This window comes from Nocardioides sp. NPDC004968, from assembly GCF_040608935.1.
Classification (GTDB): Bacteria; Actinomycetota; Actinomycetes; order Propionibacteriales; family Nocardioidaceae; genus Nocardioides.
Window position 1 is genome coordinate 84,323 of the sequence record NZ_JBEXJF010000005.1, and the last position, 23,383, is coordinate 107,705.

Annotated in this window: 22 protein-coding genes and 1 pseudogene; 17 read left to right on the plus strand and 6 right to left on the minus strand. The window is 70.5% G+C overall.

The features are described 5' to 3' along the window. Positions 1-9: 9 nt before the first annotated feature. The 5 genes from ABZU72_RS08250 to ABZU72_RS08270 are packed head-to-tail and all read left to right on the plus strand — an operon-like array spanning position 10 to position 4,896. Positions 10-987, plus strand: a complete 978-nt coding sequence (locus ABZU72_RS08250; RefSeq protein WP_355018369.1) for a VOC family protein — start codon at positions 10-12, stop codon at positions 985-987. A 25-nt stretch (positions 988-1,012) separates the two neighbouring features. Next, positions 1,013-2,002 carry a fumarylacetoacetate hydrolase family protein gene (locus ABZU72_RS08255; RefSeq protein ID WP_355018370.1) on the plus strand — a complete coding sequence of 330 codons (990 nt, stop codon included), beginning with the start codon at positions 1,013-1,015 and terminating at the stop codon, positions 2,000-2,002. Then, entirely contained in the window at positions 1,999-2,715 is a 717-nt protein-coding gene (locus ABZU72_RS08260) for an SDR family oxidoreductase (protein ID WP_355018371.1), read from the plus strand. The genes ABZU72_RS08255 and ABZU72_RS08260 overlap by 4 nt, the downstream gene beginning before the upstream one ends. A 25-nt stretch (positions 2,716-2,740) precedes the next feature. Continuing rightward, entirely contained in the window at positions 2,741-3,913 is a 1,173-nt protein-coding gene (locus tag ABZU72_RS08265; RefSeq protein ID WP_355018372.1) for a prolyl oligopeptidase family serine peptidase, read from the plus strand. Beyond that, entirely contained in the window at positions 3,910-4,896 is a 987-nt protein-coding gene (locus ABZU72_RS08270) for a cyclase family protein (protein ID WP_355018478.1), read from the plus strand. The genes ABZU72_RS08265 and ABZU72_RS08270 overlap by 4 nt, the downstream gene beginning before the upstream one ends. Here the strand turns inward: ABZU72_RS08270 and ABZU72_RS08275 are convergent. Further along, positions 4,846-7,381 (minus strand): annotated as a pseudogene (locus ABZU72_RS08275) (DNA topoisomerase IV subunit A); the annotation flags it as partial. The gene ABZU72_RS08270 and the pseudogene ABZU72_RS08275 overlap by 51 nt on opposite strands. Before the next feature lie 165 nt (positions 7,382-7,546). On the opposite strand from ABZU72_RS08275, the gene ABZU72_RS08280 reads away from it, so the two are divergent. The 9 genes from ABZU72_RS08280 (at position 7,547) to ABZU72_RS08320 (ending at position 15,079) form a co-directional block, all read left to right on the plus strand. Next, entirely contained in the window at positions 7,547-7,774 is a 228-nt protein-coding gene (locus ABZU72_RS08280) for a type II toxin-antitoxin system VapB family antitoxin (protein WP_160024211.1), read from the plus strand. 47 nt (positions 7,775-7,821) lie between these two features. Beyond that, positions 7,822-8,094, plus strand: coding sequence for a hypothetical protein (locus tag ABZU72_RS08285; RefSeq protein WP_355018373.1), 273 nt, complete (start codon positions 7,822-7,824; stop codon positions 8,092-8,094). Further along, a complete protein-coding gene (locus ABZU72_RS08290) occupies positions 8,091-8,492 on the plus strand; it encodes a PIN domain-containing protein (RefSeq protein ID WP_355018374.1) in 402 nt (133 codons plus the stop codon). The genes ABZU72_RS08285 and ABZU72_RS08290 overlap by 4 nt, the downstream gene beginning before the upstream one ends. Before the next feature lie 33 nt (positions 8,493-8,525). Beyond that, positions 8,526-11,228 carry a GNAT family N-acetyltransferase gene (locus ABZU72_RS08295; protein WP_355018375.1) on the plus strand — a complete coding sequence of 901 codons (2,703 nt, stop codon included), beginning with the start codon at positions 8,526-8,528 and terminating at the stop codon, positions 11,226-11,228. 33 nt (positions 11,229-11,261) lie between these two features. Continuing rightward, the gene (locus tag ABZU72_RS08300; RefSeq protein ID WP_141804060.1) at positions 11,262-11,846 is read left to right on the plus strand and encodes a DUF5998 family protein; all 585 of its coding nucleotides are present in this window, start codon (positions 11,262-11,264) and stop codon (positions 11,844-11,846) included. 7 nt (positions 11,847-11,853) lie between these two features. After that, positions 11,854-12,978, plus strand: a complete 1,125-nt coding sequence (locus ABZU72_RS08305; protein WP_355018376.1) for a nucleotide pyrophosphatase/phosphodiesterase family protein — start codon at positions 11,854-11,856, stop codon at positions 12,976-12,978. A gap of 155 nt (positions 12,979-13,133) precedes the next feature. Beyond that, complete coding sequence (locus tag ABZU72_RS08310) at positions 13,134-13,757, plus strand: pyridoxamine 5'-phosphate oxidase family protein (protein WP_355018377.1); 624 nt, start codon at positions 13,134-13,136, stop codon at positions 13,755-13,757. Positions 13,758-13,806: 49 nt separating this feature from the next. After that, on the plus strand, positions 13,807-14,424 hold the full coding sequence (locus ABZU72_RS08315) for an ABATE domain-containing protein (RefSeq protein ID WP_355018378.1): 618 nt from the start codon (positions 13,807-13,809) through the stop codon (positions 14,422-14,424). Positions 14,425-14,434: 10 nt separating this feature from the next. After that, entirely contained in the window at positions 14,435-15,079 is a 645-nt protein-coding gene (locus tag ABZU72_RS08320; protein ID WP_355018379.1) for a thymidine kinase, read from the plus strand. 136 nt (positions 15,080-15,215) lie between these two features. On the opposite strand, the gene ABZU72_RS08325 is transcribed toward ABZU72_RS08320, so the two are convergent. Next, positions 15,216-16,898 (minus strand): alkaline phosphatase D family protein, encoded by a 1,683-nt coding sequence (locus ABZU72_RS08325; RefSeq protein WP_355018380.1) that lies wholly within the window; start codon positions 16,896-16,898, stop codon positions 15,216-15,218. A 158-nt stretch (positions 16,899-17,056) separates the two neighbouring features. Beyond that, entirely contained in the window at positions 17,057-18,379 is a 1,323-nt protein-coding gene (gene sepH / locus ABZU72_RS08330) for a septation protein SepH (protein ID WP_355018381.1), read from the minus strand. On the opposite strand from sepH, the gene ABZU72_RS08335 reads away from it, so the two are divergent. Further along, positions 18,282-18,911, plus strand: coding sequence for a trimeric intracellular cation channel family protein (locus ABZU72_RS08335; protein WP_355018382.1), 630 nt, complete (start codon positions 18,282-18,284; stop codon positions 18,909-18,911). The genes sepH and ABZU72_RS08335 overlap by 98 nt on opposite strands. A gap of 3 nt (positions 18,912-18,914) precedes the next feature. On the opposite strand, the gene ABZU72_RS08340 is transcribed toward ABZU72_RS08335, so the two are convergent. Together ABZU72_RS08340 and ABZU72_RS08345 are read right to left on the minus strand one after the other, a co-directional pair. After that, positions 18,915-19,451 carry a hypothetical protein gene (locus tag ABZU72_RS08340; protein WP_355018383.1) on the minus strand — a complete coding sequence of 179 codons (537 nt, stop codon included), beginning with the start codon at positions 19,449-19,451 and terminating at the stop codon, positions 18,915-18,917. Continuing rightward, positions 19,448-21,202, minus strand: a complete 1,755-nt coding sequence (locus ABZU72_RS08345) for a histidinol-phosphatase (RefSeq protein ID WP_355018384.1) — start codon at positions 21,200-21,202, stop codon at positions 19,448-19,450. The genes ABZU72_RS08340 and ABZU72_RS08345 overlap by 4 nt, the downstream gene beginning before the upstream one ends. 225 nt (positions 21,203-21,427) lie before the next feature. Between ABZU72_RS08345 and ABZU72_RS08350 the strand changes: the two genes are divergently transcribed. Further along, positions 21,428-22,078 carry a DUF3159 domain-containing protein gene (locus tag ABZU72_RS08350; protein WP_355018479.1) on the plus strand — a complete coding sequence of 217 codons (651 nt, stop codon included), beginning with the start codon at positions 21,428-21,430 and terminating at the stop codon, positions 22,076-22,078. Here ABZU72_RS08350 and ABZU72_RS08355 read toward each other — a convergent pair. Continuing rightward, entirely contained in the window at positions 22,060-22,929 is an 870-nt protein-coding gene (locus ABZU72_RS08355; protein WP_355018385.1) for a LysR family transcriptional regulator, read from the minus strand. The genes ABZU72_RS08350 and ABZU72_RS08355 overlap by 19 nt on opposite strands. Before the next feature lie 99 nt (positions 22,930-23,028). On the opposite strand from ABZU72_RS08355, the gene ABZU72_RS08360 reads away from it, so the two are divergent. Beyond that, complete coding sequence (locus ABZU72_RS08360; RefSeq protein ID WP_355018386.1) at positions 23,029-23,382, plus strand: nuclear transport factor 2 family protein; 354 nt, start codon at positions 23,029-23,031, stop codon at positions 23,380-23,382. Position 23,383 lies beyond the last annotated feature (1 nt).

Here is a 23,383-nt window from a genome sequence, read left to right on the forward strand (position 1 = left end):
GAGAACACCGTGACCGACCCAGTGACCGAGACGATCATTGAGACCCCGCCCGCCGAGCGGCTGATCACCCACCTGCGCCACGTCGACCTGGCCGTGCCGGACTACGAGCGGCAGCTGGAGTTCTACACGAACACCTGGAAGCTCAAGGCTGAGACGACCGACAGCGGCCTGGCGTTCCTGGCCGCGGAGGGCTCCCCGGAGCACTACTCCGTCCGCCTGCGCCGCGCCGACGACAAGCGCCTGGACCTGATCGCCTTCGGTGCGGCCAGCCCGGCCGACGTGGACGCGATGGCCGAGCGGCTCGGCCGTGCCGGGGTGAAGCTCGTCAGCGAGCCGGACCCGGTCCTGACGCCGGGCGGTGGCTACGGCTTCCGCTTCTTCGACAACGACGGACGTACGGTCGAGGTCTCCTGCGACGTCGCCGTGCGGCAGCACCGCAAGATCGAGGAGGGCGAGTCGGTCCCGGTCAAGCTCTCCCACGTCGTCATCAACTCGCCCAACCCCGAGCAGACCGTGGCGTTCTACCAGCGCCACCTCGGCTTCGCGCTCTCCGACACCCTGATGCACCCGCGGCTGGGGTCGATGATGTGGTTCCTGCGTACGAACCGGTTCCACCACAGCCTCGCGATCGCCCGTGGGCCGCACGTCGCGCTGCACCACGCGTCCTTCGAGATGCGCGGCCTGGACGAGTACATGCGCGGGACCGGGCGGCTGCTGCGGGCGGGCGTGGAGAAGATCTGGGGCCCCGGGCGGCACCTGGCCGGCAACAACACCTTCAGCTACTTCCTGGACCCGCACGGTAACACCGTCGAGTACACCACCGAGCTCGAGGAGCTCGTCGAGGACAACTGGCACCCGCATCTGTACGACTTCAGCGACCCGGACGTCTCCGACCAGTGGGGCACGGCGAACCCGATGGACGAGCTGGTCGCCGGCAAGTCCTTCAACGACCCGGACAAGGGCGTCTTCGTCGCCCCGCCGGTCTGAGCTGCGTTCGAATGAGGAGAGCCCGATGAAGCTGGCAACCTTCCGCGATCCTGACCTCGACGTGCCGCGCGTCGGCCTGGTCACCGAGGACGGACTGCACCCGTTCGCCGTGCGGCACACGATGCGTACGCTCATCGCCGGCGGGCGTGAGGTGCTCGACCGTGCCGCCGACCATGCCCGGGCAGCGGACGCCATCGACCTCGCCGAGGTCGAGTTGCTGGCGCCGCTGGAGCCGGCCTCGGTGCGCGACTTCGTCGCCTTCGAAGAGCACGTCGAGGGCGTACGCCGCTCGGTCGACGGCGTCAGCGGGGTCCCCGACGCCTGGTACGACGCCCCGGCCTTCTACTTCACCAACCCGCACGCGATCCTCGGACCGGGCGCGGAGGTCCCGTTCCCGGCGGCCTGCGCGGCCCGCGACTTCGAGCTGGAGGTCGCCGCCGTCGTCGGGGCCGAGGGCCGGTCGGTCCCGCCCGAGGAGGCCGGGGCGTACGTCTTCGGCTACACGATCTTCAACGACTGGTCCGCCCGCGACCTGCAGGGCCGCGAGATGCAGGTCGGTCTCGGTCCGGCGAAGGGCAAGGACTTCGCGACGACGCTGGGGCCGTGGATCGTGACGGCCGACGAGCTGGAGCCGTACCGCGACGAGGACGGCTTCCTCGACCTGCTGTGCACGGTGTCGGTCAACGGCACAGAGGTCGGCCGCGACCGGCTCTCGAACGTCGGCTGGACCTTCGAGACGATGATCGCGTACGCCTCCCGCGACTCCCGCGTGGTCGCCGGCGACGTCCTCGGCTCGGGCACCGTCGGCAACGGCGGGTGCCTGGCCGAGCTGTGGGGCCGTCATGGCTCGCAGGAGCCGAAGCCGCTGCAACCCGGTGACGTGGTCACCCTCGAGGTCGAGGGGATCGGCACCCTCACCAACACCGTCGGCGTCGCGCCGCCCGCCCCCGAGCTGCCGCCGGTGCGGCGCCGCGACAGTGCCGCACGGGCGGCTGCTCGTGAGGCGCCCCGATGAGCTCGCTGGCCGGACGTACGGTCGTGGTCACCGGGGCCGCCTCGGGAATCGGGGCGGCGGTGGCCGCCGCCGTGACCGCGGAAGGTGGGACGGCGGTGGGCGTCGACCGCGAGGCGGCACCTGGCGTCCGGAGCCTCGACGTCCGCGACGAGGACGCCTGGGCCGACCTCGCGGGCGAGCTCGCAGGGCAGGTCCATGGGCTGGTGAGCTGCGCCGGCGTCACCCGCCGTGCCAGGGTCGGGGCTGCGAGCGTCGCCGACATGCGGGACGCCCATGACGTCAACGTGCTCGGGCCGCTGCTCGGGATCCAGGCGCTGGCGCCGCTGATGCCGGCCGGCGGGTCGATCGTCACCATCGGGTCGCTTGCCGCGCTGCAGGGGCACTACCCGGTGGCCTACACCACCAGCAAGTGGGCCGTCCGCGGGCTCACGCACACCGCGGCGCTCGAGCTGGGGGAGCGCGGGGTCCGGGTCAACGCCGTACATCCCGGCTTCATCGAGACCGCCATGACCGCCTCGGCTCCGGCTTCGTTCCGCGAGGCCTCGGTCGCCGCTGCCCCGCTAGGGCGCCCCGGCATGCCTGAGGAGGTCGCGTCGGTCGTGGTCTTCCTGCTCGGGGACGGCGCGGCGTACGTCACCGGTGCCGAGATCCCCGTCGACGGCGGGGTCTCCTCGCACGCCGGCGCCAAGACCGTCTCCGACGCCCTGCGCTGAGACACCCATTAGAAGAGGACAAGAGATGTTCGAGTACTTTCCCGGCAACTACGTCTGGAACCTGGGCGTGGTCGCCACGCTCAACTCCGGCGGCCTGATCGACGAGGTCGACCGTGCCTGCCGGCCGCTGAAGGAGCTGGCGGCACAGGGCTCCGACGTGGGCACCGCCGAGTTCATGGCCGCTTGGCGCGGTGTCGCCGACCAGCTCGAGGAGCAGGCGTCCGAGGCCGAGAAGGCCGGCCACCGGCGTACTGCCGGGCAGAAGCTCTTCCGCGCCTCCGTCTACGTCTCCCAGGCCGAGCGGATGCAGAGCGCGAAGGACCCGGGCCGCAACGCCGAGTACCAGCGCAGCGTCGACCTGCTGGTCCGCTCCTTCGAGCTCCTCGACCAGCCGACGGTGAAGGTCGCCATTCCGTACGTCGAGAACGGCCGCGAGACCAGCCTGCCCGCCTACTTCCACCCGGCGGTCGGTGCGGGCGAGGCGGCGCCGGTCATGATCGTGTGGAACGGGCTCGACTCGACCAAGGAGATGATGGTCGGCGCCGGTGTCCACACCGAGCTCGCCGCTCGCGGTATCTCGACGCTGATGGTCGACTGCGGTGGCTCCGGTGAGGCGCTGCGTCTGGACGGTCTCACCGCGCGCGTCGACACCGAGGCCTGGGCCGCGGCCTGCGTCGACTGGCTCGAGACGCGCTCGGATGTACGTGCCGACCGGATCGGGCTCGTGGGCTGGTCGCTGGGCGGCTACTACGCGCCTCGCGCCGCGGCGTACGAGAAGCGGCTGGCGCTGTGCGTGGCCTGGGGTGCCAACCACGACTGGGGCGCGGTGCAGAAGCGCCGGCTGCAGCGTGAGGGCGAGAACCCGGTGCCGCACTACTGGGACCACGTGCTGTGGGTGTGGGGGCAGCCCGACGTCGACACGTTCATCGACTTCGCCGAGGACGTGAACCTCGACGGCGTGGTCGAGGAGATCACCGTGCCGTTCCTCATCGCGCACGGTGAGAACGACCGCCAGATCCCGCTCTCGTACGCGCATCGCTCCTACGACCAGGCGGTCAACAGCCCCAAGCGCGAGCTGCGGATCTTCACGCCGGAGGAGGGAGCCACCGAGCACATCGGCCTGGACCACTTCCCGCACGTCATCGGCTTCATCGCTGACTGGGTCGCCGACACCTTCGCCGAGCTGGATGCGTCGTGACCTCCCTTGATCGGAGCGATCCCGAAGGCGAGGTCGCGAAGACGGTCGCCCGCGTCTCCAACTGGGGGCGCTGGGGCGAGGACGACGTACGCGGGACGATGAACTTCCTCACCGACGCCAAGCGGGTCTCGGCTGCGGGGCTGGTGCAGACCGGGCGGTCCTACTCGCTCTCGCTGCCCTTCGACATGGACGGGCCGCAGAACGGCTGGCGGCGGCGTACGAATCCGGTGCACACCATGCTCGACACCGGCACCGACGCGGTCGCCGGCATCCAGGGGTTCCCGCACGGGATCGGCGGCGCGGACGACGTCATCGCGATGCCGCTGCAGTGCTCGACCCAGTGGGACGGGCTCGGCCACATCTTCGACCACGGACGGGCCTGGAACGGCCGCCCGGCGGAGTCGGTGGTGACCTCGCTGGGCGACGGTGTCACCGGGATCGAGACGATCGCCGACGTGGTCTGCGGTCGCGGGGTGCTGCTTGACGTCGGCCGCGCGGTCGGCACCGACGGCGAGCTCCCCGACGGGTTCGCCATCACCGAGGAGCACCTGGAGCAAACGATCGCGGCCCAGGGTGCCAGCGGGGCCGTGGGCCGCGGCGACATCGTCGTCGTACGCACCGGGCAGCTCTCCCGCGCCCGCCGGGGCGTCGCCGCCGGTGAGGGCTGGGGCGGCTATGCCGGGGGAGCGGCCCCCGGCCTCTCGTTCACCACCGCCGACTGGCTGCACCGGACCGAGATCGCCGCGATCGCCACCGACACCTGGGGCTTCGAGGTGCGCCCGAACGAGTTCGACGACGCCTTCCAGCCCCTGCACCAGGTCGCGATCCCACACCTCGGCCTCTTCCTGGGCGAGATGTGGGACCTGGACGGCCTCGCCTCCGCCTGCGCGGAGGACGGGCGCTACGACTTCCTGCTCACCGCAGCGCCGCTGCGCGTCACCGGTGCCGTCGGCGCCCCGGTGAACCCCATCGCGCTGCGCTGACCAGCGGGGCGGTTGGCGGTGGCTACCTGTTGGCGACCGGTCCGGAGATGGCGTCGATGGGCTGCTCGAGGGGGATCCCGGAGCCGTCGCGGCGCGGGTCGATCTCGGGCAGCTCGATGGGCGCCCCGGAGGCCGCGGCGGCCATCGCAGGAGCGGCGCCGACCCAGGCGAAGACGATCGAGTCCTCGCCCTTGAGGTAGCGGTGCGCGCGTACGCCGCCGGTGGCCCGGCCCTTGGCCGGGTACTCGCTGAACGGCGTGGTCTTCACCGAGCCGGTCTCGGTCCCTGGCAGAGCGCTCGAGGAGCCGGCGACGGTGACGACCGCGGCACCCTCGGGAGCGTCGGCGGAGACGACTCCGAAGAAGACGACGCGGGAGCCGTGCGCCATCCGAACGCCGGCCATCCCGCCGGCGCTGCGGCCCTGAGGACGGACGACGTCCGCCGGGAAGTGAAGGAGCTGGGCGTCGGAGGTGACGAAGACCAGCGACTCGGTGCCGGTGCGCAGCTGCGCCGCGCCGACCACCTCGTCGCCGTCGGCGAGCTTGATGACCTCCCACTCGTCCTTGTTGAGCAGCACCTCGGGGTTGACCCGCTTGACGACACCGAGCTTGGTGCCGAGCGCGATGCCGGGACCGTCGGTGGCCAGCGTCGTAAGCGCCAGAGCGCGCTCGTCGGACTCCAGCGAGAGCAGCGCGGACAGTGGCAGGCCGCCGGACAGGTTCGGGTCGCCGTGTGTCGGCGGCAGCGCCGGCAGGTCGAGCACCCCGAGACGTACGAGACGGCCGCGGGAGGTGAGCACGCCGATCTGGCCGCGCGCGGTCGCCGGGACCACCGAGACGATCACGTCGTGGTTGGCGCGGCCGGAGCCGGTCGAGAAGGGCTCAGCGTCCGAGGAGCGGGCCAGGAGACCGGTCGAGGAGAGCAGCGCGAAGCACGGGTCGTCGGCGACCTCGAGGCTCATCGCCTCGAGCGCCGGCGTGCCGGCGGAGGCGAGCAGCACGGTGCGCCGCGGCGTGCCGAAGGTCTTGGAGACCTCGCCGAGCTCGTCGGAGACGACCTTCCGCAGCATCTCGTCGTCGCCGAGGATCGAGTCGAGGTACTCGATCGTCGCGCGCAGGTCGTCGCGCTCCTTCTCCAGCTCGATCTTGGAGAACTTCGTCAGCCGGCGCAGCGCCATGTCGAGGATGTACTCCGCCTGCGGCTGGCTCAGGTCGAAGACCGACATCAGCCGCTCCTTGGCCTCGCCGGCGTTGTCGGAGGCGCGGATCAGCTGGATGACCTCGTCGATGTCGAGGATCGCGATCAGCAGCCCGTCGACCAGGTGGAGCCGGTCGGCGGCCCGGTCACGACGGAACTGCGAACGGCGGCGTACGACGTCGTAGCGGTGTCCCAGGAAGACCTCGAGCAGCTCCTTGAGGCCGAGCGTGCGCGGCTGCCCGTCGACGAGCGCGACGTTGTTGATGCCGAAGGAGTCCTCCAGCGGCGTCATCTTGTAGAGCTGCTCGAGGACGGCCTCGGGCACGAACCCGTTCTTGACCTCGATCACCAGCCGGGTGCCGTGCTCGCGGTCGGTGAGGTCCTTGAGGTCGGCGATGCCCTGGATCTTCTTGGACTGCACCAGGACCTTGACGCGCTCGATGATCTTCTCGGTGCCGATGTTGAACGGCAGCTCGGTGATCACGATGCCCTTGCGGCGCCCGAACGGCTCGATCCGCGTGGTGGCGCGGATCTTGAAGGAGCCGCGGCCGGTCTCGTACGCATCCCGGATCCCGTCCAGGCCGACGATGGTGCCGCCGGTGGGGAGATCGGGGCCGGGGATGAACTTCATCAGCGTGTCGAGCTCGGCGCCGGGGTGCTTGATCAGGTGGCGCGCGGCGGCGATGACCTCGATCAGGTTGTGCGGGGCCATGTTGGTGGCCATGCCGACCGCGATGCCGGTGGCACCGTTGACCAGCAGGTTGGGGATCGCGGCGGGGAGCACGCTCGGCTCCATCTCCCGCGAGTCGTAGTTGGGCCGGAAGTCGACCGTGTCTTCCTTGATGTCGTCGGTCATCGCCTGCGCCGCCGGGCCCATCCGGGCCTCGGTGTAACGCATCGCGGCAGCCGGGTCGTCACCGCCGGGAGAGCCGAAGTTGCCGTGCCCGTCGATCATCGGCAGCCGCATCGCCCACGGCTGCGCCATCCGGACGAGGGCGTCGTAGATCGCGCCGTCGCCGTGCGGGTGCAGCTTGCCCATCACCTCACCGACGATGCGGGCACACTTCACGTGGCCGCGGTCTGGACGTACGCCCATGTCGTTCATCGTGTAGAGGATCCGGCGCTGCACGGGCTTGAGACCGTCGCGGGCGTCGGGCAGTGCCCGGGAGTAGATGACGGAGTAGGAGTACTCCAGGAATGAGGACCGCATCTCGTCCCCGATGTCGGTGTCGAGGATGTGCTCCTCGAAATCGTCGGGTACGTCCTGCTTGGTCTTGCCGCGTGCCATAAGGGGCATTGTCTCGAATCCCTGTGCGAACGCCACACCGGGCTCGCCGATTGGGCTCAAGTCGTAGCCGAGCCGCCCTTCCGTACGCCGCGCATCCGCGTACATTGGCAGTAGAGATCAATCCGTCCGGAGTCACCGGTTCAACGCACACGGAGGTGCTTGAAGATGGCTGTCACCCAGATCGAGCTCGACACCGAGCTGCTCGAGGAGATCCAGCGGATCTCCGGCGCGACCACGCCCCAGGAGGCGGTGGAGTTCGCCGTACGCGAACTCGTCATCCGCAATCATGAGGGCGACGCTCCCAAGCACGCCCAGAAGCTGGCGCGGAACTGGGACTATGACGGCTGGCGGGTGCTCAACGAGCGCGACCGCGCCAACGTCGTACGTCACTGACACCTGGGGTGTAGACGTACGTCTACACCCCAGCCCATGATGGGTGCATGAACACGATCGGAACCCGCGATCTCAAGCAGAACCCCAACTCCGTGATCCAGCGTGTCCTGGAGACCGGGGAGGAGTTCGAGATCACTGCGCACGGCCACGCGACTGGGGTGCGCTTGGTTCCGACGCACGCGGGTCCGGCCCGCTGGGTCCGCGGCGACGTGCTCAACGCCGACGAGCCCGGCCTCACGCCGGCGGAGGCTGATGCGTGGCACGCTGATGTCGACGACACTTTCGACGACGAGGTCACCGATCCCTGGGACCGCCGGTGATCATCCTCGACACCAACGTCCTCATCGACTACGACCGCTACCTCTTCGACGCTGGTGAGGCCTACGCAGCCAGCATTCTTTCGCGCGCCGAGCTGGAGTTCGGCGTCCAGGCCGCCACGAGCCCCGAGCAGATCGCGAAACGCACCCAGCGCCTCAACCAGCTCGACGCACGCTTCGACTGGTTGCCCATGGACAAGGAATCGACGCGGTCCTATGGCCTGGTCGCGGCCGGAGCCAAGGCCACGGGCGCCAAGGTCAGAGGCAAGGACGCCCTGATCGCCGCGCAGGCACACCGCCACGGCGCCGGCGTCATGACGCTGAGCGCCGATGACTTCAAGCCATTCGCACATCTGGTCACTGTCCTCGCGCCGACGCCACGTCTGGGCATCGTGGACTGAGCGGCGACTGGTGCGTACCGCTAGATTTCTCTCGTGACCGCGCAGCAGACCCCGCCGTACCCCTCCCACTGGGAGGCGGACGTGCTGCTGCGCGACGGGCGGACGGCCCACATCCGGCCGATCCGGTCGGCGGACAAGGACCTGCTGGTCGACTTCTACGACCACCGGGTCAGCGACGAGTCGAAGTACTACCGATTCTTCTCGCCGATGCCGCACCTGTCCGCACGCGACGTCGCGCGCTTCACCGAGGTCGACCACAAGGACCGGGTCGCGTTCATCCTGACCCTGCGGGGCCGGATGATCGCCGTCGGGCGCTACGACGTGGTCAAGCCCGGCGAGGCCGAGGTCGCCTTCCTCGTCGAGGACGACTACCAGGGCCGGGGGATCGCACAGATCCTGCTCGAGCACCTCGCCCAGGCCGGGCGTGAGCGTGGGGTCACCAAGTTCACCGCCGACGTGCTCCCCGACAACGCGCGGATGATCCAGACCTTCCGCGACGCCGGCTACAAGGTGGCCAGCGTCTACGAGGACGGGGTCATCTCGCTGCAGTTCGGGATCGACGTCACCGACACCGCGGTCGGCCGCCTCGCCCTGCGCGAGCACGAGGCCGAGTCCGCCTCCATCCACCGCTTCTTCAACCCGCGCTCGGTCGCGGTCATCGGGGCCAGCCGGCGACAGGAGACCGTCGGCCAGGCGCTCGTGCGCAACCTGGTGATCGGCGACTTCACCGGCCGGGTCTACATGGTCAACCCCAGCTCCACCGCCGTCAGCGGCATGCCGGCGTACAAGAGCGTCCAGGACATCCCCGACGACGTCGACGTGGCCATCGTCGCGGTCCCCGCCGACGCCGTCCAGGACGTCGTGCTCGACTGTGCCGCCAAGGGCGTCCACGGGCTCGTGGTCATCTCCAGCGGCTTCGCCGAGACCGGCGAGGAGGGCCGCCAGCGGCAGCGGCGGCTGGTGAACCTGTCCCGCTCCTACGGGCTGCGGCTGATCGGGCCCAACGCGCTCGGCGTCATCAACACCGACCCGCAGGTCAAGATCAACGCCAGCCTCGCCCCGACGATGCCGCCGCGCGGCCGCGCGGGCTTCTTCTGCCAGTCCGGTGCGCTCGGCTCCGCGATCCTGGAGAAGGTCAACAACCGGGGCCTGGGCCTGTCGACCTTCGTCAGCGCCGGAAACCGCGCCGACGTCTCCGGCAACGACCTCCTGCAGTACTGGGAGGAGGACGTCTCGACCGAGGTCGTGATGATGTACCTCGAGTCGATCGGTAACCCGCGCAAGTTCTCCCGCATCGCCCGCCGCGTCTCGCTGCGCAAGCCGATCGTCGCGGTCCGCTCCGGCCGCACCACCCAGGGTGTGCCGATGGGTCACGCGGTCCGCAAGATCAGCGCCCCGCCGGCGGCCGTCGACGCGATGTTCCGCCAGGCCGGGATCATCCAGGTCGACACCCTCGACGAGATGTTCGACGTCGCCCAGCTCCTCGCCCACCAACCGCTCCCGCGCGGGCGGCGGGTCGCCATCGTCGGCAACTCCGACGCCCTGGGCCTGCTGGCCGCCGACGCCGCCGTCTCGGCGGGACTGCAGGTCAACAAGCAGGTCCCGCTCCCCACCGAGCCAAGCGCCGAGGACTTCGAGGACGCGCTCGACGCGGCCATCGACGACCCCGAGGTCGACGCGGTGATCTCGGTCTACATCCCGCCGCTCAACGTCTCCGGCGAGGAGATCGCCAACGTGCTCGCCGCGGTGGGGGAGCAGTCCGACAAGCCGCTGGTCACCAGCTTCCTGGGTGCCGAGGGTGTCCCCGAGCTGCTCCGCGTCCCCGACGTCGCCGGCTCGACCGCCGGCCGAGGCTCGGTGCCGTCCTACTCCTCGGTGGAGTCGGCCGTACGCGCCCTGGCCAAGGTCGTGGAGTACGCCGTGTGGCTGCGCTCCGCCGACGGCGAGACCCCGTGGCTCAGCACCGACGAGTGCGACCCGCGCACGGCGCGCAAGATCGTCACCGACGTGCTCGCCGCGCGCCCGGCCGGAGGCGACCTGAGCCGCGAGGACCTGGGCATGGTCCTGGCCGCCTACGGGATCAAGCTGTGGAACACCCACAGCGTCAGCACCCTCGAGGAGGCGATCGCCGCCGGCGAGGACCTCGGCTGGGGTGTCGTCCTCAAGGCGACCGTCGAGAGCGTCCGGGAGCGGCCCGACCAGGCCCACGTCGTACGCAACATCGACGACGTCGACGAGATGACCGAGGCCTGGGAGCTGATCACCAGCCGGATCCCGCCCGAGACCGGCGGGTTCACGGTGCAGCGCACCGCACCGCCGGGTGTCCCGGTCGCGATCCGCTCGATGGAGGACCCGCTGTTCGGCCCCGTGGTCTCCTTCGGCATCGCCGGCCCGATCACCGAGCTGGTGGCCGACAAGGCCTACCGGATCCCGCCTCTGTCCGAGCGCGATGCCGCCTCGATGGTGCGCGAGATCAAGGCCGCGCCGATGCTCTTCGGCTACCGCGGCGGCGACATGGTCGACGTCGACGAGATCGAGCGGCTCGTGCTCAGGGTCGCCCAGCTGCAGAACGACCTGCCCCAGATCTCCTCCCTCGACCTCTCGCTGGTCCTGGTCGGGCTCGAGGGATCCGCCGTCCTCACCGCCGGCGCCAGGGTCGACCTGGTCGCCGATCCGCGCTCAGACTGGTTCGTACGCCGCCTCAACCCTGCGGTGGGCGACACACTGCCCGGCTAGGCCACCGTGGAACCCCGTGGAAGGATGGGTGTCATGAGCACCCGCACCGATGATCTCGACCGCGCCGACGACCTGCGCGCCGAGATCGACCGCACCGGCTACTACCCCGAGGTGGTGGCCGACTGCGTGGCCTCCGCCGTGGCGGGGGAGAAGGTGTCCTCCTTCTTCCTGCACCACGAGCCGACGTTCGACCGTGACGAGGTGCGCCGCCACCTCTCCGTGCTGGTGCTGACCCCGACGCGGCTGATCCTGGCCCACACCGACGAGCACGCCGGCGACGACCTGCTGCCCGAGCCCTACACCTCGACCTCGACCGAGGCCGTACGCATCGACTCGGTCAACTCCGTGGTCGTGACCCGGATGATCACCAACCCGACCAAGGGATCGAGCAAGCCGGCCGAGGTGGTCATGACCATCGGCTGGGGCGGCGTCAACCGCGTCGACCTGGAGCCTGCGGGCTGCTCCGACCCCAACTGCGACGCCGACCACGGCTACACCGGGGTGCTCACCCCCGACGACTTCTCGCTGCGCGTCTCGGCTGCCGCCGACGGTCACGACTCGGTCGACCGCCTGCTCTCCTTCGCGGAATCGCTCTCGGCTCGCACCCACAACCGGTGAGGAGCTGATGACCGGGTTCGTCGCCCCCGCGTACGGGCAGCGCTCACTGGGTGATGTCCTGCCGGCGGTCGCCGCCGCGATGGGCATCCCGTTGGGCACCTCCGAGGCGCGGTCCGGTCTCGAGCTGCCCCCGGCCGCTGCGTACGTCGTCTTCCTGGTCGACGGGATGGGCACCAACCTGCTGCGCCGTTATGCGCACGCCGCGCCGTTCCTGGCCTCGCTGAGCGAGGACCAGGAGACCGGCACGGCCGGGGTGCCATCGACGACGGCGACCAGCCTCACCTCGTTCGGCACCGGGCTGACGCCCGGCGGACACGGGCTGGTCGGCTACACCTCCCGCATCCCCGGCACCGAGCACCTGCTCAACGCGCTGCAGTGGCGCAAGGACGTCGACCCGGTCGAGTGGCAGCCCAACCAGACCGTCTTCCAGCGGCTGGGCGAGGCCGGCGTGCCGGTCACGGTGATCAACAAGCGCGTCTTCGGCGGCTCGGGGCTGACCATCGCCGCCCACCGGGGCGCGGAGTTCGTCGGCGCCGACCGGGTGGGAGAGCGGATCGCCTCGGCGGTCGCGCTCTCGCGGGTGCCGGGGTCCCTGACCTACCTCTACGACGGCGACCTCGACTGGACCGGCCACAAGTACGGCGTCGCCTCCTCGCCCTGGTTGCAGCAGCTCTCGATGATCGACGCCGAGGCCGAGCAGCTGCGGGACGCCCTGGACCCGTCCGTACGCCTGCTGGTGCTCGCCGACCACGGCATGGTCGACTCGCCCGCCACCTCCCGCACCGACATCGACGACGCGTCCGAGCTCCGCCACGGGGTCGCCCTGGTCGGTGGCGAGGCCCGTTTCCGGCATCTCTACTGCTCGCGCGGCGCGGTCGACGACGTGGTCGCGACCTGGTCGGAGACGCTGGGGGACAAGGCCGACGTGATGACCCGGGAGACCGCGATCCGGCGTGGCTGGTTCGGGCCGGTCACCCCCTCGGTGCTGCCGCGGCTCGGTGACGTCATCGTCGCCTCCCACGGCGAGCACGCGGTCGTCTCGACCAGCCTGTTCCAGTACGAGACGACCCTGGTCGGGTTGCACGGCTCGCTGACCCCGGACGAGATGCTCATCCCGCTGCTGGTCTCCTGACGCGCTCGTCCCGGGCGCTGCTCTGCGCCAATCTCGCCGGGCGGGAATGCCTCGCAGTTCTAATGGTTACAACCTACGTATCCATTAGAAGGACACTCGTCGTGTCCGGCGGAAGGGTTTGTCATGGGTGAGCACAGAGTCGACGAGGGCCGGCGATGACCGGGCACTACGGGCAGGTCGCGTTCACGCCGCTGGTGACCGAGCACCAAGCGATCCGCGGAAGTGCCGCCGCGTACGCGCGGATGGCGGAGGCGGGTGACGCTCCGGACCGGATCGGCAGGGGCGAGGCTGCGTTCATCATCTCGCGGGACAGCTTCTTCCTGGCGACCGTCAGCGAGACCGGATGGCCCTACGTCCAGCACCGCGGCGGACCGCCCGGGTTCCTGAAGGTCGTTGACGAGACGACGCTGGGGTTCGCCGACTTCCGGGGCAACCGGCAGTACATCACCCGCGGCAACCTCGATCACGACGAGCGGGTCTCGCTGTTCCTGATCGACTACCAACTGCAGGCCCGGATGAAGATCTTCGGTCGTGCGCGGGTCGTCGAGCTCGAGGACGACCCCGAGCTGGTCGGCTCGCTCGCTCCGGTCGGGAGCTCGGCACGCGTGGAGCGCGGGATCCTGATCGACGTCGAGGCGTTCGACTGGAACTGCAAGCAGCACATCCCGCAGCTGGTGCCCCTGGAGGCCGCCCGGCACACCGTCGCCGAGCTGACCCAGCGGATCAGCGAGCTCGAGACCGAGCTGGCCGCCGCGCGTGGCGTAACGTCTGAACCTTAGACTGACCATTAGAACCGACCGACAGAGATCGATGATGGAGGAGGCGGCCGTGGAGCTGCAGGTGCCGGTGCTGTACCCGACCCAGCCCCGGGCCGTACGTCTCATGAACACGATCTGGGCCGACCGGACGGGCATGCACGACTCGCTGGAGAGCTTGGCGCACCTGGAGGCCTGGGCCGAGGAGGCGGGCCTCGGCCGCCACCCAGATATGAACGAGCACGACCTCGGCCGGGCCCGAGCGCTGCGCGACGCCCTGCGCCGGCTGGCCGCCGACCTGACCGCCGACGGCCGGCCGGCCGCCGTCTCCGAGGCGCTCAGCACTGAGGCGGCGCTCGCGGTGCTCAACGAGTTCGTGTCCCACTGCGCGCCGACGCTCCGCCACGGTGCGCAGGGCGGCTACGAGCGCGAGTGGCTCGCCAACGGCACCGGTCCGCAGCGGGAGCTGAGCCTGGTGGCGCTGGAGGGATCCGAGGTGCTGGCCCAGCACGCGCCCCACGAGCTGAAGGCGTGCGGCGGCCCCGGCTGCGTCCTTTACTTCGTCCGCGACCACCCACGACGCGAGTGGTGCTCCGCGGGCTGCGGCAACCGGGCACGGGTCGCGCGCCACTATCGGCGGAACACGTCCAGCTCTGAGGGTCCTGCCACGAGCCGCAGCGCAGCCCACTAGGCTTCCGCAAGTGGCTGAGCTGACCTTCTGGACCGGGACGATGGACGCGGGGAAGTCGACTCTCGCGCTGCAGACCAACCACAACCACGCGACTCGCGGCAGGGTGGGGCTGATCTTCACCGCCCACGACCGCTCCGGCGAGGCGGTGGTCACCTCGCGGCTCGGTCTGACCCACGACGCGATCGAGGTCACCGACGACTTCGACTTCTGGCGCCACGCCGTGGACTCGCTGACCCACGGCGCCCGGATCGACTACCTCATCTGTGACGAGGCCCAGTTCTACACGCCCGTGCAGATCGAGGCGCTGGCCAAGATCACCGACGAGCTGCAGATCGACGTCTTCTGCTTCGGCATCCTCACCGACTTCCGCACCCGGCTCTTCCCGGGTGCCGCTCGTCTGGTCGAGCTCGCCGACCGGACCGAGGTGCTGCAGGTCGAGGCACTGTGCTGGTGCGGCAAGCGGGCCACCCACAACGCCCGGGTCGAGGACGGCGTCATGGTCACCGAGGGTGACCAGGTCGTCGTCGGCGACACCGACGAGGCCCCCAGCGCGGTCTCCTACGAGGTCCTCTGCCGCCAGCACCACCGCCGCCGCCTGACCGCGGCCCGGGCCCAGTCGGTCTCCCTGGTGCCCGAGCCGCTGCCGTTCGGCTGACCCCGCCACGCTGGTCGAGCCGCGAGGCCGCCTGCGGCCGAGCGTGTCGAGACCAACACGGTCCCGTCGGCGCTCGATCGGACCGTGTTGGTCTCGACACGCCTCCGCCTAGCGGCTCCGGCGGCTCGACCAGCGGTCAGCGGTTGAGCGTCGGCAGCGGCACGTCGGCGTACCTCGTTCCGACGGGGGTGTTCTGGGTGTCGAGCTGGACGCCGGGGCGGCCGTTCTCGACGACGTAGGTCGCGCGGGTGGAGATCGGCGCGCCCGGGCGCTGGACGTACGGCACGACCCGGAAGTCGCTGGAGAGCTCCTCGGGCGTGACCGTGACGCGTACGTAGCCGCGCTGGCTGTTGAAGAACTTCAGGTGGTCGTTGGCCCGCAGCAGCGTCTCGCCGCCGGTGGTCATGTCGGCGCCGTCGCCGCCGCTGGCGATGGAGGTGCCGACGAACTCGCTGCCGACGACGGCCGACTCGGGGTCGTCGTAGTCGGCCAGCAGGTCGCTGGCGTAGTTGTGGTGGCGGTCGCCGGTGATGACGACGAGGTTCTCGATGCCGCTGGTGCGAGCGCCCTCGAGGAGCCGGTTACGGTTGGCGATGTAGCCGTCCCACGGGTCCATGTAGAGGGTCTTCTTCTCGGTCTCGTCTAGGTCGGTCTCCGCCATCGGCGCCTGGTTGGCGAGCACCTGCCAGCGGGCGCTCGAGCGGCGCCAGCTGCGCTGGAGCCACTTCTCCTGCTCGAAACCCATCATCGAACGCGACGGATCGTAGATGTCCGGCGTCAGTTCCGGGCTCGCGGGGTCGCTGCCGTCGGCGTACGCCTGGTCGTCGCGGTACTGGCGGGTGTCGAGCACGTTGAAGTCGACCAGGTCGCCGTAGCGCAGGCTCCGGTAGATCTGCATGTCCGGACCCTCCGGCAGCGAGCTGGCGCGGAACGGCAGGTGCTCGTAGTAGGCCTGGAAGGCAGCCGTACGCCGCGGCATCCACAGCTCGCCCTGGGACTGGCTCCGCTCCTCGGGGGTCTCGTCGGCCCAGTTGTTCTCGACCTCGTGGTCGTCGGGTGCCACGACGAACGCGTGGGACTGGTGGGCTGCCATCAGGTCCGGGTCGGACTTGTAGAGGCCGTACTGCAGGCGATAGCGCGCCAGGTCGAGCGTCTCGCCGCCGACGGCGGGGGAGACCGGGGTGTTGCGCCAGTTGTTCTCGGGAGTCACGCCGGACTCGTACAGGTAGTCGCCCAGGTGGAAGACGACGTCGACGTCCTCGTCGGCCAGGTGCCGGTAGGCGGTGTAGAAGCCGTGGCTGTAGAGCGCGCAGGAGGCGAAGGCGAAGCTCATCCGCGGGAGCGAGGAGCCGTACGCCGGGGCGGTCCGGGTGTGCCCGGTCTGGCTGACCTCGCCGGCGGCCAGGAAGCGGTACCAGTAGTCGCGGCCGGGACGCAGGCCCCAGACCTCGGGGTGGACCGAGTGGCCGAAGTTCGGGGTGGCGGTGACGGTGCCGGACTTCACAACCTTGCGGAAGAGGGGGTCCTCGGCGACCTGCCAGCGGACCTTGACCGGCTCCTGCGGCATACCGCCCAGACCATCGGCGGCGAGCGGTTCGGGGGCGAGGCGGGTCCAGAGGACGATGGAGTTGGGGAGCGGGTCGCCGGAAGCGACGCCCATGGTGAACGGGTAGCCGGAGAGCGACGTGGCGCCCTTGACGGATACCGCGTCGGCGGGGATCGAACCGGTGCCGAGCAGCATGGCTGCGGATGCGGCGAAGCCGGTCGTGGCGGTGCTGGAGAGGAGGGAGCGTCGGCTCAGCGAGTCGGGCAGGAGCATCGGGGGGCCTCCGAGAAGGGTGGAAGTGCTTGCCTCCACTCACTTCATCGGGGGCGCGTGAACTGCGCCCGACCCGCTGCCGACTCTGTCGGGTCGGGTCGCCGACGTAACACGGACCGGCCGATGGCCGGTCCGTGAACGGGTTCACACCAGTCGGTTCACTCCGACTTGCCGCCGCCGAACATGATCTCGTCCCAGCTCGGGACCGAGGCGCGCTTGCGGCGCGCGGACGACTTCTTGGCAGGTTTCTGCTGGGCCTCGTCGGACTGCTCGGGATCGGCCGGAGCCTCGGCGGCCGCGGGCTCGACGACCGTCGGCTCGAGCTCGGGCTCGGCGGGGACCGGCTCCTGCTTGCCGGTTGGCGTCTCGTCGCCGAGGAATGCCTCGAGCGGGGTGTCGACATCGACCTGAGCCGTCTTGGCCGGCTTGGCCTCCTTGACCGGCTGGGGAGCCGGGGGAGGGGTGACCGGGGCCGGTGCCTGGGCGGGCGGGGCCGGCGCTGCCGGAGCCTGCGCTGCAGGGGCCGACGGGGTCGAGCTCTGTGCGCGGCGACGCCGCGCGGCGAGCATGTCGTCGGTGATCGGCTCCGGCTCGGGCGCCGCGGCCTCGAGCTTCTCGCCGGTCAGCCAGCGGGCGTCGTCGTTGTCGAGCTCGACGAAGTTGCCGGGGGCGTCGTAGGTCAGCTCGGCGATGCCGGAGCGCTCGGGGGTCTCATACTCACCGGTGAGCTTCCAACGCCCGTCGGGTCGCCGGTAGGAGTCCCAGTTGACCGACTCGGGGTCGACGTACATCGTCTGGAAGTGGGCGCCGACCGCCTCGCCCAAGGTGCGGGCGGTGCTGGCGGCCTCACCGGGCCGACGGCGCACGGAAGCCTGCTGGGCGCGCTGTGCCATGTGCTCGCGCTCGGCGAGGACGGGACCGGCGAAGGCCAAGATCTTCTCGACCGTGGTGCCGGCGACAGCGGCGACCTCCTCGGCACTCTCGCCCGAACGAATACGGGTCTGAATGTCACGGGGCCGCAGGCTGCTGCTCGGGGTCTTGTTCACGGTTTGCTCCGATCGGCGGGTCGACACAGCCTCGAGTGCTGCACGGAGACGGTCGTCGATGTCGGCGGTGTATTCACGGTCCTCGTCATCGACGAGAAGCATGCGTAAACCATCGTCACTGACCGAGATGAGCCGCAGAAGGACGGGACCAGCCTCATCCGGTGCCTGCTCTTCGAGCTGGCCCGGAGTCAGGGGCAATCCTTCGGCTGACATCCTCTTCTCAATTCTAGATACGGTTGTGACGACCCTACGCCACAGACCTGCATCGTATTGGGTGGTCGTGCGGCGTGGCCGTGGCATTTGGGGTTTTTGGGACGAACGAGGCGACCATTCGGTGGTGGAACAGACGCTGACCCTCCTCGTGCTCGACCTGGTCGGGTGCTTCGTCTTCGCGCTCTCCGGCGGCCTGATGGCGGTCCGCAAGGAGCTCGACATCTTCGGCGTGGTCGTCCTCGCCTGCGTCACCGGGCTCGGCGGAGGCATCCTGCGTGACATGTCCATAGGTGCGACCCCGGTCGCCGCGCTCTCCGACTGGCGCTACCTCGTGGTGCCGATGGCGGCCGGTCTGCTCACCTTCTACTTCCATCCCGCGCTGGGCCGGCTCGGGCCGATGATCAACGTCTTCGACGCCCTGGGCCTGGGGCTGTTCGTCATCGCGGGGGCGGTCAAGGCACTCGACTTCGGGCTCTCCCCGCTGGCGGCCGCGATCATGGGGCTGGCGACCGGCGTGGGCGGTGGTGTGCTCCGGGACGTGCTCGCCGGTCAGGTGCCGATCATCCTGCGCCGCAGCGTCTTCTACGCCATCCCCGCCTTCGCCGGCGCCGCGATCGTGGCCTTCGGCCTGTTCCTCGCGCTGCCCCAGCCGCTGGTGATGACCGCCGCCTTCATCGCCTGCGCCGGCTGGCGGCTGCTGGCGATGTGGCGCCACTGGGAGGCTCCGCTGCCGCGAGGCTCCGCGTCGGTCTGAACCTCAGTGGTCCGAGCAGCAGGGGATCTGGTGACGCATCTCGAACGGCACCAGACCGGTGGCGGAGCGCTGGACCAGGAGTACGCAGCGCCCCTCGCGCCACACCGGCCGCGCGAACCCGGTGAGATCAAGGGTGTCGCCGGGTTCCAGCGATATCCCGGCCAGGCCCTCGACGGCGTCGACGACGCTGTCCGTCTCGACGGCGGCCACCGTCGTCACGGTCTCGATCGCGGTACGTCCCGGGTAGCGGGCCAGCCGCCCGGCGGTGCGCGCGGCGGCTTCGTCGATCGCGGGGGAGTCGAGGGTGACGTACGCCTCGGGAAGCTGGTCCGCGAGGAGCGCGGTCAGCTCCTCGACCGTCGGGCCATCGGGCCAGTCGAGGACCGCGACGAAGCGGCCGGTCGGCCCGCGGACGACATGGGTGCTGATGACGTACGGGCTATCGGGCTCGCCGAGCACCTCGTCCAGGCGATGGACGAGGTGCTCGGCGGCGGCGAGGTCCCGGGCGTCGGCATCGACGGCCAGGGGTCGGGTGGTCATCGAGTCGGGACGACCCAGACCGGGTTGGTGTAGAACCACAGGTCGACCCACGGGTCGGCGTCGCCGACGACGTCGATGGCGGGACCGGCCGGGTCGATGCTGGCGCCGAGGTAGCCGGGCTGGGACCGGTTGGCGTCGGTGCCGCGGACACGCACGTAGAACGCCTCCTCGACACGACCGAGGTCGTAGCGCAGCTGGAAGGTGCCGGTGCGGCCCGAGGTGTCGGTCTGCTCGATCACCTTCGTGTCGGGCGCCTTCCAGGTGTCGCGGTCGGAGACGTACGTCGGGTCGACCGCGCCCCGGATCACGTCGACCCGGTTGAGGCTGGGGAGGAACTGCGACCAGTTCGGGACGTCCTGGGCGGCGATGGTGACGACCAGCGAGATCCGGCTGCCCCTCTTCGCCTTCAGGGTGCCGCCGAGGCTCTCCGAGCCACCGTCGGAGGAGACGACGCGTACGTCGACCGACTTCACCAGCGCGCCATGGTCGACCCAGACGCGGCCGTTGCGCAGGCCCTTCATGACCGCGCCGTAGCTGCGCTCGGAGGCGCCGACGTGGGTGCGGCTGTAGTAGCCCGGCCAGAAGTCACCGGCGGTGGTGTTGAGGGAGCCGGCGTAGACCGGGTCGCCGTATCGGCCGTTGGCGTTGAAGTAGGCCGAGTCCGACCCGTCGGGGCGGCGCGAGGTGGTGCCCCAGTTGACGTGGGAGTCGGAGTTGGCGCTGATCGACCACGGCTTGCCCTCGGCGAGCAGCGAGTCCCACAGGCCGCCGACGGTCGAGGTGAACCAGTCGAAGCCGCCCCAGGAGCGGTAGGACTCGGCGGGGTAGCCGGGGAAGGAGTTCGGGCCGGCGGAGTTGCCGTAGTAGCCGCGGGCGCTGCCGGGGCCGTAGCCGGCGGGCAGGCCCGCCGCCTGGTGGCCGGGCGCGCCCTCCCAGCCGATCGCGATCCGCGGGTCGGCGTCGCGCCAGGCACGCACCTCGTGGGGGCTGTCGATGCCGTTGCGGGCGGGGTGGTTGGCCAGGAAGAGCGCGTCCGCGACGCGGCGCTTGTCGACCTGCTTGCCGAGCCACTGGATGCCGGCGACGGCGAGCGCCTCGTTCTCCGGGGAGTTGCCGCTGGCGCCCTTGACGGAGCCGTCGTAGTCGTTCTCGAACTGCTTGAGCACCGCGACCTCGTTGCGCCCCGGCGCGACGAAGACGGTCCCGTGCTCGGCAGCCGGGATGTTCCACTCCAGACCCTGGAAGATCAGGGTGTCCTTGAGCACCTTGCGCGCGGCCACGATGTCGGGGTTGACCAGGTCGACGCCCAGCTTGGCGTGGGTGGCGCCGCCGTGGTCGGTGATGACCAGCCAGTCCAGGCCGTACGCGGCGCCGTGCTGTGCCTGGTCGATGACCCGGTACATCGCGTCCGAGCTGTGCTGGGTGTGGATGTGGTGGTCGCCGGCGAGCCAGTGCCGGATCGTGGCCCGGTTGCCGCCCTTCGCGGTGGCGGTCGTGGCGGTCTCGGCCATCGCCGGGGTCACGCCGGTCATGCCAGCCATCCCGGCGGTCACGGCGCCGGCGATGCCGGCGGCGCGGAGCAGGTTGCGCCGGGTGACCTCGGCGGGACGCAGGTCGCTGTCGGACGCGTCCGAGGAGGCGGCGAGGGTGATCTCGTCGACCTCGTGGGAGTGAGTGTGGTCGTGGCCGTGCGCGTGGGCGTGGTGGTGCCCGTCCGGCCCGTGCGAGTGGGGGTGGTGCTCGTGTGACACGTTGAATCCTCCGCTTGGATGGGGCGTCTTCCGCGTGCCCGAGCAGCGGCGCTCAGAGCAAAGCGGCGCCGGATGGCCGCCGTACGTCCGCCGGTTGCCCTCCCGGTGAAATTTTGCCGAGGCGTCACCCCCGTCGGCCGAGGCGTCGCCCCGGTCGGCCGAGTGGTCGCTTGCGCGGGCCGAGGCGTCACGCGCCTTGCAAGTAAGGCTAGCCTTACTCGTGTGATGACCACCGACCGCCGCAACGAAGACGCCGAGACCCTCGCAGACCTCCTCGGAGGCGCGCGCGGCGCGATCGACGCCACCGTCCCGCCGGTAGCGTTCGCGGCCGGCTGGCTGGTCAGCGGGGAGCTGTGGATCGCGACCGTGGTGGCACTCGCGGTGGCCGCGATCGTGGCCCTCTGGCAGTGGCGCAAGGGCCGCAAGCCGCGCGCCGTGCTGCTGGGCGTGGCGGGCGTCGCGGTCGCGGCGATGATCGCGCTGCGTACGGGCCGGGCGGAGGACTTCTTCGTGGTCCAGCTCGCCGCCAATGCGGCTAGCGCCCTGGTGTGGGTGGTCAGCATCGCGTTCCGCTGGCCGCTGCTCGGCGTGGTTGTCGGTCTGGTGCTGCGCCAGCGCGGCGCCTGGCGGCGCGACCCCGTCCTGCTGCGGGGCTATGCGCTGGCGAGCTGGGTCTGGGTCTGTCAGTACGTCATCCGGGTCGCCATCTTCGGCCCGCTGTGGTGGTCGGGCGACGTGGTCGCCTTGGCGATCGCCCGGGTCGCGCTCAGCTGGCCCCTGGTCGCGCTGTGCCTGCTGGTGAGCTGGGTCGTCCTGCGGCGCTCGCTGCCCGAGGATCATCCCGGGCTGCGCCATCCTCAGGTGAGAACTGCCTGAAGCAGGTCGTAGAGCCGCCGGGTGGCGCGCTGCTGGTCACCCTCGCGGACCACGAGCGCCAGCCCGGCCCTCACTTCCGCGTCGACGATCGGCGTCGCGACCAGATCGGTCCCGGCCGCCATCGACTCGGCCAGCACGCAGACGCCCAGTCCGCGGGCGGTCAGCCCGAGCAGCGTCTCCGGGTTGGACCCGGACAGGTCGACCTTCGACTCCACACCCGCCCGCGCGCACGACTGCTCCAGAGCCGTGCGTACGCCCGTGCCCGGCGGGATGCAGAGCACCGTCTCCTCGTGGAGGTCGGCGAGCCTCGGCCGGGCGCCGGCGAGGCGGTGGCCGGGCGGCGTGATCACCGCGAGCCGCTCGTCGCTGACGGACTCGGTGGCCAGGCCGTCGATGACGGGTCCCGCATGGGAGATCAGGCCGAGGTCGAGCTCGCCGGCCAGCGTACGTCGCTGGAGGCGGTCGGAGGTGTCCTCGACGAGCTCGACGCTGACCCCGGGATGCTCCCGGTGGAAGGTGGCGACGGCGTCCAGGAAGCCAGGGATCGTGCAGCCGGAGATCATCCCGAGGCGTACCTGGCCGTGGATCAGGTCGCTCAGCTCGTCGGCGCTCTGCCGCACACCCTCGATCGCCCGGATCGCCTCGCGGGCGCGGGGGAGGAGCGTCTCGCCGGCGTGGGTGAGACGTACGTTGCGGGGACCCCGGACGAGCAGGTCATGGCCGAGCTCGCGCTCGAGCTTGGCCAGCTGGGCGCTGATGCCCGACTGGCTGACGTGGAGGCGCTGGGCCGCGGCCGTGAACGAGCCGTGGTCGACGACGGCGACGAAGTAGCGGAGCTGTCCGATTTCCATCACCGTTGATGCTAGCAAGCAGCAGAACTATCTGTTTGAGTGTTCGCGGGTGTCGGGTCAGGCTGGGAGGTGAAACCCGAACCGATCTGAGGAGAACCGATGACCGCATCCGCTGCCGAGCTCGCCGAGGCGTACTTCACCGCCTGGCAGGAGCGCGACTTCACCCGTCTGCGTGCGCTGCTGGCCGACGACGTGAGCTTCGCCGGCCCGCTCGCCACGATCGAGGGCGCCGCCGAGTGCGTCGCCGGACTCGAGGGCATGGCCCAGGTGCTCGACAAGATCGAGGTGAAGGAGCGGCTCGCCGACGGGCCGAGCGTGATCACCTGGTTCGACCTGCACACCACCGTCGCCGAGCCCGCCCCCACCGCCAACTGGATGCGCGTCGAGGATGGGCTGATCACGGAGATCCGGGTCGCCTTCGACCCGCGCGGGATCCTCGCCGCTCGCGGCTAGA

Excerpts from the sequence above, each read along its gene's own strand:
- ABZU72_RS08255 (WP_355018370.1), top strand. The coding sequence starts at position 1,013 with ATGAAGCTGGCAACCTTCCGCGATCCTGACCTCGACGTGCCGCGCGTC.
- ABZU72_RS08340 (WP_355018383.1), bottom strand. The coding sequence starts at position 19,451 with ATGACCACCCGACCCCTGGCCGTCGATGCCGACGCCCGGGACCTCGCC.
- ABZU72_RS08325 (WP_355018380.1), bottom strand. The coding sequence starts at position 16,898 with ATGCTCCTGCCCGACTCGCTGAGCCGACGCTCCCTCCTCTCCAGCACC.
- ABZU72_RS08265 (WP_355018372.1), top strand. The coding sequence starts at position 2,741 with ATGTTCGAGTACTTTCCCGGCAACTACGTCTGGAACCTGGGCGTGGTC.
- ABZU72_RS08300 (WP_141804060.1), top strand. The coding sequence starts at position 11,262 with ATGAGCACCCGCACCGATGATCTCGACCGCGCCGACGACCTGCGCGCC.
- sepH (WP_355018381.1), bottom strand. The coding sequence starts at position 18,379 with ATGTCGAGCTCCTTGCGGACCGCCATCAGGCCGCCGGAGAGCGCGAAG.
- ABZU72_RS08350 (WP_355018479.1), top strand. The coding sequence starts at position 21,428 with ATGACCACCGACCGCCGCAACGAAGACGCCGAGACCCTCGCAGACCTC.
- ABZU72_RS08280 (WP_160024211.1), top strand. The coding sequence starts at position 7,547 with ATGGCTGTCACCCAGATCGAGCTCGACACCGAGCTGCTCGAGGAGATC.
- ABZU72_RS08285 (WP_355018373.1), top strand. The coding sequence starts at position 7,822 with ATGAACACGATCGGAACCCGCGATCTCAAGCAGAACCCCAACTCCGTG.
- ABZU72_RS08355 (WP_355018385.1), bottom strand. The coding sequence starts at position 22,929 with ATGGAAATCGGACAGCTCCGCTACTTCGTCGCCGTCGTCGACCACGGC.
- ABZU72_RS08260 (WP_355018371.1), top strand. The coding sequence starts at position 1,999 with ATGAGCTCGCTGGCCGGACGTACGGTCGTGGTCACCGGGGCCGCCTCG.
- ABZU72_RS08360 (WP_355018386.1), top strand. The coding sequence starts at position 23,029 with ATGACCGCATCCGCTGCCGAGCTCGCCGAGGCGTACTTCACCGCCTGG.
- ABZU72_RS08305 (WP_355018376.1), top strand. The coding sequence starts at position 11,854 with ATGACCGGGTTCGTCGCCCCCGCGTACGGGCAGCGCTCACTGGGTGAT.
- ABZU72_RS08310 (WP_355018377.1), top strand. The coding sequence starts at position 13,134 with ATGACCGGGCACTACGGGCAGGTCGCGTTCACGCCGCTGGTGACCGAG.